Origin of the sequence: Bifidobacterium sp. (assembly GCF_051876855.1) — a bacterium.
Classification (GTDB): domain Bacteria; phylum Actinomycetota; class Actinomycetes; order Actinomycetales; family Bifidobacteriaceae; genus Bifidobacterium.
Map to the genome: position 1 here is coordinate 1 of NZ_JBJEIH010000003.1, position 12,148 is coordinate 12,148.

Below are 12,148 nucleotides of genomic sequence, written 5' to 3' on the forward strand. Positions count from 1 at the left end.
AGCGAAGCAGACCGCTTCGGACGCGAAGGCCGCGTTGGATAAGGCGACCGCGGACAAGCTGGCCGCCGACGCGGTGGTGAAGCGTCTGACGGACGAGGAGAACGCCCGCAAGGAGGAGGTTCGCAGGGCCGAGGAGGCGAAGCGTCTGGCCGAACAGCAGGCGAAGCAGGCCGAGCAGGCCGCCCAGCAGGCGAAGACCGGCTCCACCAGCGCCTCCGCTTCCGCTTCCACCGGCGCCAAGGGGGCCACTGCGACCCCGAAGTTCGGTGCGGCCGCTGACGCCACCACCTCCGGCAAGCTCGCGCAGACCGGTGTCACCGGTGAGGCGGCGCTCGGTCTGATGGCCGTCATGGCGGTCGCGGGCGCGGGTTGCGTGCTGGTCAAGGCGCGCGGCAAGCATATCGACCGCTGGTAATCCCCGGTAGGGGTTGAATGGGTGACGCCCGTTCTTCCCCATCCTGTTCCCCACGTTTTTGTGGTTTCCTTTCCTTTTTGGTGGGGAGCAGGGTGGAGGAGGACGGGCGTCATTCTTGTTTTGGTGTTCTCGCAGCAACGATTCCGCTATTCATAGTTGGCTGGCAAGCGCTCAACTTCGCCGTGGTGCGACTGTTGTGTTGCACGGCAGGCGGTTACCGGGCGGTGGCGGGTGCTATCGGTTGGTATCGTCCCGCTGTGCGACTGTCGTGTCGCATGGCGGGCTGGTATTGGGCGGCGAGGGGGAGTAAGCGGTTGGTATCTTCTTGTGGTGCGACTGGCATGTCGCATGGCGGGCTGATATCGGGATGATTTGAGCTGGATCTGACGATATCTCCCAGCTGTGCGACTGGTGTGTCGCACTGTGATTGGATGCCGCGATGGAAGCGCATGTGAGTGGTCGGTATCGTACCGCGGTGCGACTGGTGCGTCGCATGGTAGGCGGATACCGGGCGGTGACGGGTGTGATTGGCTGGTATCTCCCCGATGTGTGACTGGCGTGTCGCACGGCAGCCAGGTATCGGGCGGGCTGGTATCAGGAAGGAAAACGTAGACCGTCTCCTGCCCGTGCCACATAGAATCTTCCACCCGCCTTGTCAACTTTGGCTTGTAGCGACGAAAACGGCTCTACCCGCGCGTCATCGGTGTGGATACCGTTATGGTAGAAAGGCATGAATGAATCCCCCCGTCGTGGCAACCCACCATGGGGGCATGGTTCACAGCGTGTGATACGGCAGACGAACGGAGGCTATTATGGCGGTTTTCCCGCATCGAAGCGGGCAGAGCGATCATCCGCTCCGCCGCAATGCCAGAGTTCTTCTCGCCGCTTTGGCATGTATTGCGCTGATTTTCGGGTTCTTCTCCATCCAGCAGCATCGTGCGGATGTGCGAGCAGCATCCCAAACCGCATCCGGCTCGTCCACAATCCTCGCCCACAACAAGGTTCCCGCCCCTGACGGCACGCATACGCTCAACAGAACCGCAGTGCCGGCGATTAACGCATCCCCTGGCACGCACACCAACGCCCAGAACAAGGGCACGACCGTCGATTGGCGTGCCGCATCTGGCGGGGCACAACCGAAACTGTCCGAATACAAGAACCTGAGCATCACGGTCGATCTGTCCGCCCAACGGGTGTACGTGCGTTCCAACGGCAAGACCATTTACACGATGATTGCCAGCACGGGGCTCAACGACAGCACCCCGCACGGGGATTTCACCATCAACGGCCGGGGCGACCATTTCTACAACCCCTCCGATGGCTGGGGCGCGGACTATTGGGTGTCCTTCCGCAACAACGTCTTCCTGTTCCATACCGTCCCCACCAAGCAGGATGCGGGGACATATGTGGTCAGCGAGGCGGTGAAACTCGGGCATCCGGCATCGCATGGCTGCGTGCGTCTGACCTTGTCTGACGCGAAATGGTTCTATGAGCAGGTTCCTGACGGCACGCCGGTGCATATCGGCTGACGTATCTGATGGGCGACTGGCACTGTCTGGTGAACACCATCCGATGAACACTACCTGATGGACACACGGTGAATTGTCGGTGTCATTTGTTCTCGCCCCGCGGATTCGCCGGCATGGTCCCGGGATGTTGCGATAGCGTAGTACCAGGAATCGGCCGCGTGGTCGCGGTCTGGACGCATTGTTCGGAAAGGAGCGCCTATGGGGATGCCGCTTGATCTGTATGTGATCCGGCACGGGGAATCCGAGGCGAATGTCATCATCAAGGCCGGCGAGCAGGGCGATACCTCCCTGTACACGCAGGATAACGTGACGGTGCCGGATCGCTCGTGGCGTTTGACGGCGACCGGCCGTCGCCAGGCTGATTGCATCGGCCGCTGGCTCGTCTCCCAGCAGCAGCTATTCGACCGCTATCTGGTCTCGCCGTACGTCCGCGCCCGCGAAACGGCCGCCACCATGGCCTTGCCCAAGGCGAAATGGGAGGAGACCCGGGTACTGCGTGAACGGTCGTGGGGCGAAATCAACACCATCACGCAGGATGAATTCAAAACCAATTACGAGCGCAACTGGCTGTTCAAACGCACTGACCCACTGTATTGGCGCCCGCCGGCAGGTGAATCGATCGCCGATGTCGCCGAGGATCGCGTGCACAACCTGCTGACCTCGCTCAACCGCCGCTCCGAGTCGGAATCGGTGGTTGTGGTCACGCACGGCGATTTCATGCTGGCGATGATGCTCACGCTCGAGGACCTCTCCGACGAGGAATTCATGCACCGCGCGGACAGCGACGATTGGAAGATCACGAACTGCACGTGCCTGCATTATTCCCGCCGCGACCCGCACACCGGCCGCACGACCGAACGGCTGCGTTGGGAGCAGACAGCCCGCCCGGTGCTCGACGAGCAGACCGGCCGTTGGGGGGTCGAAGTGGAACCGTGGCGCGAGTTCCAGCGCCCGTTGCTGTCGAACGGCGATCTGGTTGATGTCGTGCATTCGGTTGACCCACATTTGACACAGTTCACCAAGTGACAGCCATATTGCCGCCCGATGCGTCCGCGTAGACGGCACCCAGACGACGAGAGTGCGACACGCCTGAAAATCCGCGGGTTTTGAGGTCTTGTCGTCTCTCGTGACATCGACACCGCTACCATTGTGCAAGGCGTTGGCGCGCATTGCGTGCGCCCGGCGAATTCCAAGAACACAAAGGAGCAGTAGATGAGTAGCGGCTTGTTCACATGGAAACTGCATGGTGACGGCAAGACCTTGAAACCCGGGGAGGTGGTCGAACCCGACGAACGCCTGTCCTGGCCGCGTACCGCCGGCATCGGCGCCCAGCATGTCATCGCGATGTTCGGCGCAACCTTCCTGGTCCCGATCCTCACCGGCTTCGACCCGTCGACGACCCTGTTCTTCACCGCCATGTCGACGGCGCTGTTCCTGCTCATCAACAAGAACAAGCTGCCAAGCTACCTCGGCAGCTCTTTCGGCTTCATCGCCCCGATCGCGGCGGTCACTTCCGCCCATAAGGGCATCGCGGTCGCAAGCTTCGGCATCATGGTCACCGGCCTGCTGCTCGCCCTGGTGGGCGTGCTTGTCCATTTCGCTGGCGCCAAGTGGATTGACAAGATCATGCCGCCGGTGGTCAACGGCGCGATTGTGGCGATCATCGGCTTCAACCTCGCCCCGTCGGTGTGGACGAACTTCAAGAAGGCCCCGGACACGGCTGTGGTGACGCTGGTCGCCGTCCTGCTGATCGGCGTGTTGTTCCGCGGCTTGGTCGGGCGTCTGAACATCCTGCTGGGCGTACTGGTCGGCTATGCGTACGCGTGCGCCCGCGGCCAGGTCGATTTCAAGGCCGTGGAAGGCGCCGCCTGGGTCGGTTTGCCGCAGTTCCATCTGCCGCAGGTCGATTTCTCGATCCTCGCGATGTTCATTCCGGTCGTGCTCGTGCTGGTCGCCGAGAACGTGGGCCACGTCAAGTCCGTGGCACAGATGACCGGCCGTGATTATGACAACCAGATTGGCACCGCGCTCATGGCCGATGGTATCGGCACCGCAATCGCAGGCTTCGGCGGCGGCTCCGGCACGACCACGTACGGCGAGAACATCGGCGTCATGGCTTCCACGAAGGTGTATTCGACGGCCGCCTACTGGTGTGCAGCGGCGTTCGCCTTGATTTTGAGCCTGTGCCCGAAGTTCGGTGCCGTGATCAACACCATTCCCGCCGGCGTGCTCGGCGGCGTGACCACCTTGCTGTATGGCATGATCGGCATGATCGGCGTGCGCATCTGGGTGGACAACCATGTCAACTTCGACAAGCCGGTCAACGTGATGACCGCGGCCGTCACGATGATTATCGGCATCGCCGACTTCACCTTCGCGGTCAGCGGCGTGCAGTTCAACGGCATCGCCATCGGCACGATCGTCGTGCTCGTCATGTACCACGGCCTCAAGGCCATTGGCAAGGCGACCGGCACAATCGCCAAGGACGATCCGGACGTGCTGTGATTGAATGACCACGATGCTGCTCGGCGGGTACATGAATTCGCCGGATGGCATCCCTACTGTTTTGGGCCGCATCCCGTATTCCGGGGTGCGGCCCAACACGTTATATTGCCCGGTTGTATTGCCAGGTTTCCAGGTGTATGCGATTCCTGTCTGTCTGTCGGAATTCACTCGACGGGCAGATTGTCACTTCTTCTTTCTGCGCTCGACGACGGGCTGCTCGCGATACTGGTCATCGGCCGTGAAACAGGTTCTGTACACCATCACCATGATCAGGGTGTCTGCCAGCAAGGTGAGCGCGGCAATGGAGGCGAGAATCACGAACTGGTACTTCGCCGCGTTGAGCGGGTCACCGCCCGCGATGACCTGGCCGGCCATCATGCCCGGGATGGTCACGATGCCGCTGGAGGCGAGCGATGCCGTGGTCGGCAGCAGGCCGAGGCGGATTGAAGAAATCACCGACGGCCGTGCGGCCTCCCAGCGGGTCGCGCCCAATGCCAACAGCGTGTCGACCTCATCCCGCCGTTCCTTCATGCTTTCATAAAAGCGGCTCAGCCCTACGGCCAGCGCGGAAACCGTATTGCCCAACAGCATGCCGGTCAGCGGCACCACCAGCTGCGGCGCGTACCACGGGTGGGGACGGACGACCAGTTCCGTGACCATCGAGATCATGAGCAGCATGGTGATGACCAAGGTCAGCAGCACCGGGCCCGCAAGCCCCTTCGGCACGCCTTTGGCGCGTGACAGGGTGATTTGCACGGCCGCTACGAGCATGACGGCGACCAAGGCGAGTACCAGCCACGGGTTGCCGGATTTGATGACGTAGCCCATGATGAAGCCCATCGCGCACAGTTGGACGAGCGCGCGGCATGCGGACCACAGGAGCGTTTTGCCGATGCCCAAATGCATGAGCCATGACAGCCCGGAGGCGACCATCACCATCGCCAGCGCGATGAGCAGACCCCAGATGTCGATGGGATAGGAGGTGCCCGATGTCGTCTGTGTGGCTGTTTGTGCCACGGTTTGGGCGACGTGGGGTGTGTTCCCCGGGAGAGTTGCCCATGCCGAAGCCAGATTGATCGTGTTCATCGCAGTCCTCCTTCGTCGAGGGTGACGGTTCGGGTGGCGACCCCGTCCGGCGGGCGGTGCCGGATGCGGATCACCGCCATGCCTCGTTGCGCGGCATCGCTGAGGATGGCGGCGACTTTCGCAGCGTTGTCATCGTCGAGCCCGGCGTCGACCTCGTCGGCGAGCAGCAGTTTCGGGTTTGTCAGCAGCGTGCGCGCGAGGCTCACGCGTGCCGCCTGCCCTCCTGACAGGTCGTGGGGCGCCCGGCCGAGATCAATGTCTTCGCAGCCGATGGCGTCGAGGGTGGCGCGGATCTTGTCATCCGGCAGCATATCGACGCCATTGTGCACCGCACCCCAGATGCCGCTGCGACGCCGCTTGCCGTGGGGGCGGGTGCGGATATTGGAATCGTCGGGGTGATTCGTGTCGAAGCTGTCGTCCTGCTCGTTACGGATTGCCAGGGTCCATGGCAAACGAATGACTTCGGCGACGTTGTCGCCGATCAGCACCGGTTTCTGCGGCAGATAGGCGACGCGACACCGCCACTGTTGCGGTGTGAATTCCGTCGATGGACGGCCATCGAGGAACATGGTGCCGCCGGTATGGGGGTTGAGCCGCGCGAATGCGGTGAGCAGGCTGCTTTTCCCCGCGCCTGACGGGCCGACTAGGTCGACGATCTCGCCGTTGTCGATGTCGAAGGACAGCCCTTGGAAAATGGTCTTTTCGCCGTCCTGCGAGGGGACGGTGCACGTCATGTCACGTGCGCTGAACAGATGCGTACTCATGGCTACAGGCTAGCGCGTCTGCGAGCGTCGTGTGGGGCAATCGGACGGCGTTTCGCCGCTCGCCGACATTGTCTGTCGCTGCCGTCGGTGCTGTCGCTGCCGTCGATGCGGCCGAGGGACACGGTTGTCGTCGATAACTCCGTATCGATGGCCGGCCTTATACCATATCGTCCTTCGTTTCAGCTGGGCGTTTCGTTGTTCCTTGCCGGTCGGTAGGCTGGGAATATGGCTTTGTTTGATGATTTCGGCATGATGTTCGGCTTCCCCGGCGATTCCGGACGTAAGGACGACGACCCAGAGGTCGTTGACGTCCAGGTCGACGGGGATGCGCAGGGCGGTGGGAACACTCAGGCGCCGCATGGGAATACGTCGGTGCCCCGGCTTGGCCGCCGCGCGGCGAAACGGCCGAAAGTGCGCAGGCACAACGGTTCGGCAATCGCCCTTGGCATCATCGCTGTCATCGCCGTGATCGTCGGATTGTTCTTCGGTTTGGCCCGGTTCATCACGGATGTCATGTGGTTCGACCAACTCGGCTTCCAACGTGTGATCTGGACGCAGCTCGGCGTGAAAGTGGGCTTGTGGGCCGCCTATGCGCTGCTCATGGCATTAGTCAGCTTCATCGCCGCTGTGCTCGCCATCCGCACGCGTCCTAGCGGTGCTGACGGATCTACGGTACGAATCAACGGCGATGTCATCGAAATCGGCAAAGGGGTGAGTACCCGTACCGCAACGCGTGTCGCAGTCGTGGTCTCCCTGATTGTGGGCATTATGTTTGGCTCGCAGTTCAACTCGAACTGGTCGCAGATCCTGCTCATGTTCAATGCGCAGCGCTTCGGCACCAAAGACCCGCAATTCGGCATCGACAACGGTTTCTACGTCTTCGTGCTCCCAGGCTTGAGGCTCGTGATGTCCGCCGTCGCGATGCTGCTGCTCATGGGAATCATCTTTTCCATGGTCACGCACGCGCTGGTCGGCGGCATCAGACTGACCATGCCGGTCAAAGGCCGCGGCCTGTTCGCCATCACCAAGCATGCGCGCCGGCAGATCAGCGTGTGGCTCATACTCAACATGCTCGTGTGGGCAGTGAACCAGGTGCTTGGCGTGTTCTCCAGCCTTACCGCACAAGGTGACCGGATCACCGGCGCTACGTACACCACCGTCCATGCCACGATTCCCGTCACCTTCATCATGGCGGCGTTGACGGCCATACTCGGCATCGTACTGGGCATCTGGCTTATGCGTTCGCACCAGCTCGAGGGGCCGGCGCCGGTCGGTGTGCGTGCGCGGGCGGCGCTCAAGGCATGGCGTGTCCCGGTGATTGCAGTCGCTTCGACTTTGGTCATCTCTCTTGTGCTGACCGGTGTCTGGCCGGCGGTGATGCAGCGCTTCCGTGTCAATCCGAATGCGCAGGAGGCGGAATCCTCCTACATTCAGCGCAATATCAACGCCACCAAGCAGGCGTACGGGCTTGACAACATCAAAGTCGAGCAGTATGCCGCGACTACGGAAGGCAAATCCGGCGCATTGAGCTCCGACGCGGAAAGCACCGCGCAGATCCGTCTGCTGGACCCGCAGATTGTGTCACCGACCTTTAAACAGCTACAGCAGTCCAAGCAGTATTACACCTTCGCTGATACGCTGGCCGTGGACAAATACACCATTGACGGCACCAGCCAAGACACGGTGATCGCCGCCCGCGAGCTCAATCTCGACGGCAACGACAACCGCAACTGGGTCAACGACCATACGGTGTACACGCACGGCTACGGTGTGGTCGCGGCCTACGGCAACAAGGTCACGGCGGACGGCCAGCCGAAATTCTTCGAATCCGGCATCCCCACCCAAGGCAAGCTCACCGAGTCGGAGCATTACGAACCGCGCATCTACTTCTCGCCAAACGCGCCCGAATACTCGATCGTCGGCGCGCCCGAAGGCACTAAATCGTGGGAGTTCGACTATCCGACCGGTTCGAAGGGTGCGACCAACACCTTCGACGGCAACGGCGGTCCGCGTATCGGCAACATCTTCACGCGCGTGCTGTATGCGATTCGTTTCGGCTCCGACCAGATCCTGTTCTCCGACCGTGTCAACTCCCAGTCGCAGATCCTGTACAACCGCAGCCCCAAGGAGCGTGTTGCCGCGGTGGCACCGTACCTGACGCTGGACGGGCGCGTCTACCCGGCCGTCGTTGACGGGCGCGTCAAGTGGATTGTGGACGGCTACACTACATCCGATGCCTATCCGTATTCGCAGATGACCGATCTGGGTGCGGCGACCCAGGATTCGACCACCCGCACCTCGCAGACCGTGCAGGGGTTGGGGTCGCAGAACGCCAACTACATCAGGAATTCCGTGAAAGCCACTGTTGACGCCTACGACGGCTCGGTCACCCTGTACGCGTGGGATCCGAACGATCCGGTGCTCAAGGCTTGGCAGCAGATCTTCCCCGGCAACTACCACCAGATATCCGAGATTTCCGGTGATTTGATGAGCCATCTGCGGTATCCGGAAAGCCTGTTCAAGGTCCAGCGCCAATTGCTGACCAAATACCATGTGGACAGCGCGAGCCAGTTCTTCTCTGGTGAGGATTTCTGGCAGTCGCCGGTCGACCCGACCGAATCACAGCAGGCCCAGAAGGAGGACGTGCTCCAGCCGCCCTACTATCTGACCTTGCAGACCGGAGGATCCAAGGCGCCGGTGTTCTCGCTGACGTCTTCGTTCATCCCGGCGGGCTCCTCGACCTCCACGCGTGAGATCCTCACCGGTTTCCTCTCCGTGGACTCCGACGCAGGCACCACCGCCGGCAAGATCGGAGCGAACTACGGCACCATCAGATTGCAGGAACTGCCCAAGGATTCGAACGTTCCCGGGCCCGGCCAGGCGCAGAACAACTTCAATGCGGACGCCGATGTGTCCAAAGAACTCAACCTGCTTGAATCCGGGTCGACTACCGTCAAACGCGGCAACCTGCTCACCTTGCCGCTCGGCGGCGGACTCGTGTACGTCGAACCCGTGTACGTTCAGTCGAGCGGTTCAACACAGTTCCCGTTGCTCAAGAAGGTGCTCGTCGCGTTCGGCGACCAGGTCGGATTCGCCGACACGCTCGACCAGGCGCTCGACCAGGTGTTCGGTGGCAATTCAGGCGCGGATGCGGGCGATGTCGACAACCGCACGGCGTCTGACGGCGGGGCTGCCGGCTCTGCAGGGTCGTCGGGATCGTCTGGCTCATCCGGGGCAGACAGCGGGAAATCCGGCGGTACGTCCGGATCGGCAGGCCAGTCCTCATCCAGTGGCGCGCAAAGCGAGGAGCTGAAGTCCGCGCTCGCCGATGCAGCGCAGGCGATGAAGGATTCCGACGCCGCGATGAAATCCGGCGACTGGGCTGCGTATGGTAAGGCGCAGCAGCAGTTGGAAGACGCCATCAACAAGGCCATCGAGGAGGAGAATAAGACCTCGGCCACCAAGTAGTCGTCGCAAGCTGTGACGGCCGTCTCGGCCCCGCCGTACGCATCAGTGCGGCGGGGCCGACGCATGCCGGGCGCCATCGTGTGAGGATCCGCTTGCACACTGACGGGTTGGGTGGTACTGGACGGTTGTTTGGCCGCCCTCATCCGCCATCGTGTGAGGATTCGCTCACATGATGACGGTTGATTAGCTCGGAATGGCTGGTGGGGCGGCTAGGTCGGTTGCTGTGTGAGGATTGGCTCACATACTGACGGTCAGGGTGGTCCGGAATGGTTGATGTGCCGTTTCGACCGGTCACTGTGTGAGGATCCGCTCACATAACGGCCCTTTCGATTGCGGCGGATCGTGGATTTGGCCGGGCAACCCGTCAATGTGTGAGGATTGGCTCACATACTGGCGGTTGGGTGGTCTGTCCCAATCGCGTGTTTGGCGATGAGAGGGTCTTTCGCGACACATCACAATTTGTCAGCGTTGATAAACAGTGCGAGGTGTCCGCTGTCAGCGTCTACACAAGCTTCTGCCGACGTTGACGGCGGTCTCAGCGTCGGCAGAAGCTTGGGTGGTTCGGGTTCGGCCGTGGCGCATTCGGTGGTGCCGCAGCAATACCCGGTGTTGTCACAGCTGGTCGGCGTCCGGGTCCTCATCCTCGTCCGCGGGGCCGAGCAACACCCGCTCCGTCAAGGACACCGCGATGAGCAACACGCAGGTCAGCACGATAATCATGAATGTCGCCGAGAAAATGAGCGGCATGCGGAAGGAGTTGTACGCCGCCTGCAGCCAGATGCCGAGCCCTCGACGCGCCCCCAGGTATTCCGCCGTGGCGGCGGTCGCGAATGTGTAGGCGGCGCTGATGCGGATGCCGCCGAAAATCTGCCGTGCCGCGACGCGCAGCTTCACATGCCACAGCGTCCACACCGGGGTGGCCCCGCAAGTCAGTGCGACATCGACGTAGTAGCGCGGAACGTCCCTGAGTCCGCGGATGGTCTGCACGGCAATGGGAAACAGCCCGAACACGGCGACAATCACGATCTTCCCGCTCGTTTCGAAGCCGAACCAGATCAGAAACAGCGGGGCGATGGAAATCAGCGGCATGGTCTGCGCAGCGTACAGCAGTGGGAAGAGCGCGGCATCCAAGGTTTTCGAAGCGTAGCAGCCGACCCCCACCACAATGCCGGCCGCCACAGCGAACAAGAAACCGATCGCGCCCTCCTCAAGGGTCGTCAAAGTCGCCGGCCACAAGGTCGGCCACGTTTCCACTGTCGCATCCACGATTTGCGTGGGGGAGGGCATAACGGTCTGCGGTACATGCGCGGCCTCGACCCACACCTGCCATATCACGAGAATCGCCAGCACCGCCGCGAACGTGGGCAGCCATCGCAGGTATCGGTGGGAGTGATGGGATTGACGTGATTGACGAGCCATAATCACCTTGCTTTCCGCGCCAAGGACGCACACGCCGTCGGGGAACGCAGTAAGGTGAGGAGCCCGCGTGCCGGACGGCCGGAAGAATCGTTGCTGATTCCATTATCACGAACCCGCAGACCGCAGACGAATTCGCCGGGTTTGTCGCCGTTGCGGCCGAGGAGTGGCACAATGGAACGTATCTTGGCGGGATGGGAGAGCAGAATGCCGCAGCATAGGGCAGATATCAGAGCAGATGGCAGCACATACACGCGGGCCGGCAATCCCCGGCGAGGCAGGCGGATTGTCATGTCCGTCATTGTGATGCTCGTCGTCGTGGCATCGGCCGCGGGGGCGTGCCTGTGGGTGAGATACGCGCGCAGGGGGCAAGCCGGCGGCATCGGCGCCACCCCAGCCGTGAACCTGCCTTCTTCCTCGCCGACATTCACCAGCAGCGTGGATGCAAACGGCAATGGCGTGGACGATTACACGGATATCGTCCGCGGTGCCCGCAAGGACGCCGAGGCGATGCCCGCCTACGATACCGGCTACTATCAGGGCGGGTATCCGCCGTCCGACCGTGGCGCCTGTACCGATGTCGTATGGCGGGCATTCGCCAACGCCGGGTACGACCTCAAATCCATGGTCGACGCCGACATCACCGCCCGGCCGCAGGCTTATTCGCATGTGATTTCCAAACCCGACCCGAATATCGATTTCCGTCGCACAGGCGTGCTTGACGTCTTTTTCAGCACATACGGCGTGACGCTCGGCACGGATATCCACGGCGATGACTGGGAACAAGGCGACATCGTCGTCTTCGAACACACCCGGCACATCGGCGTCGTCTCTGACCGGCGCGACAAGCAAGGTATGCCGCTGATCATTCACAACATGGGACAGAAACAGCGGGAGAACGATTATCTCGCGTTCCGCACGCATATGGCGGTCACTGGGCATTACCGGTTCGATGCCTCGCGCGT

General features: G+C 61.9%; 8 protein-coding genes and 1 pseudogene. 6 read left to right on the top strand and 3 right to left on the bottom strand.

Features of this window, described 5'->3' with window-relative positions; all coding sequences use genetic code 11:
• From ACI38B_RS00020 to ACI38B_RS00035, 4 genes and pseudogenes are all read left to right on the top strand, one after another.
• Positions 1-415, top strand: a pseudogene (locus ACI38B_RS00020) (hypothetical protein); the annotation flags it as partial.
• Between the two features lie 812 nt (positions 416-1,227).
• Positions 1,228-1,944 (top strand): L,D-transpeptidase, encoded by a 717-nt coding sequence (locus ACI38B_RS00025; protein WP_439729007.1) that lies wholly within the window; start codon positions 1,228-1,230, stop codon positions 1,942-1,944.
• A 198-nt stretch (positions 1,945-2,142) separates the two neighbouring features.
• Positions 2,143-2,970, top strand: coding sequence for a histidine phosphatase family protein (locus ACI38B_RS00030; RefSeq protein ID WP_439729008.1), 828 nt, complete (start codon positions 2,143-2,145; stop codon positions 2,968-2,970).
• Positions 2,971-3,156: 186 nt separating this feature from the next.
• On the top strand, positions 3,157-4,449 hold the full coding sequence (locus tag ACI38B_RS00035) for a uracil-xanthine permease family protein (RefSeq protein ID WP_439729009.1): 1,293 nt from the start codon (positions 3,157-3,159) through the stop codon (positions 4,447-4,449).
• Positions 4,450-4,632: 183 nt separating this feature from the next.
• Here ACI38B_RS00035 and ACI38B_RS00040 read toward each other — a convergent pair whose 3' ends face one another.
• On the bottom strand, positions 4,633-5,535 hold the full coding sequence (locus ACI38B_RS00040; protein ID WP_439729010.1) for an ABC transporter permease: 903 nt from the start codon (positions 5,533-5,535) through the stop codon (positions 4,633-4,635).
• Entirely contained in the window at positions 5,532-6,299 is a 768-nt protein-coding gene (locus ACI38B_RS00045) for an ABC transporter ATP-binding protein (protein WP_439729011.1), read from the bottom strand. The genes ACI38B_RS00040 and ACI38B_RS00045 overlap by 4 nt, the downstream gene beginning before the upstream one ends.
• A gap of 225 nt (positions 6,300-6,524) precedes the next feature.
• On the opposite strand from ACI38B_RS00045, the gene ACI38B_RS00050 reads away from it, so the two are divergent.
• Positions 6,525-9,767 (top strand): UPF0182 family membrane protein, encoded by a 3,243-nt coding sequence (locus tag ACI38B_RS00050; RefSeq protein ID WP_439729012.1) that lies wholly within the window; start codon positions 6,525-6,527, stop codon positions 9,765-9,767.
• Between the two features lie 612 nt (positions 9,768-10,379).
• Here the strand turns inward: ACI38B_RS00050 and ACI38B_RS00055 are convergent.
• Positions 10,380-11,186 (bottom strand): ABC transporter permease, encoded by an 807-nt coding sequence (locus tag ACI38B_RS00055; protein WP_439729013.1) that lies wholly within the window; start codon positions 11,184-11,186, stop codon positions 10,380-10,382.
• Positions 11,187-11,474: 288 nt separating this feature from the next.
• Between ACI38B_RS00055 and ACI38B_RS00060 the strand changes: the two genes are divergently transcribed.
• Positions 11,475-12,148: DUF1287 domain-containing protein (locus ACI38B_RS00060; protein WP_439729014.1), on the top strand; the 674-nt coding region annotated here is incomplete at its 3' end.

Coding starts and splice junctions, on each gene's coding strand:
- ACI38B_RS00025 (WP_439729007.1), top strand. CDS start 1,228: ATGGCGGTTTTCCCGCATCGAAGCGGGCAGAGCGATCATCCGCTCCGC.
- ACI38B_RS00030 (WP_439729008.1), top strand. CDS start 2,143: ATGGGGATGCCGCTTGATCTGTATGTGATCCGGCACGGGGAATCCGAG.
- ACI38B_RS00035 (WP_439729009.1), top strand. CDS start 3,157: ATGAGTAGCGGCTTGTTCACATGGAAACTGCATGGTGACGGCAAGACC.
- ACI38B_RS00040 (WP_439729010.1), bottom strand. CDS start 5,535: ATGAACACGATCAATCTGGCTTCGGCATGGGCAACTCTCCCGGGGAAC.
- ACI38B_RS00045 (WP_439729011.1), bottom strand. CDS start 6,299: ATGAGTACGCATCTGTTCAGCGCACGTGACATGACGTGCACCGTCCCC.
- ACI38B_RS00050 (WP_439729012.1), top strand. CDS start 6,525: ATGGCTTTGTTTGATGATTTCGGCATGATGTTCGGCTTCCCCGGCGAT.
- ACI38B_RS00055 (WP_439729013.1), bottom strand. CDS start 11,186: ATGGCTCGTCAATCACGTCAATCCCATCACTCCCACCGATACCTGCGA.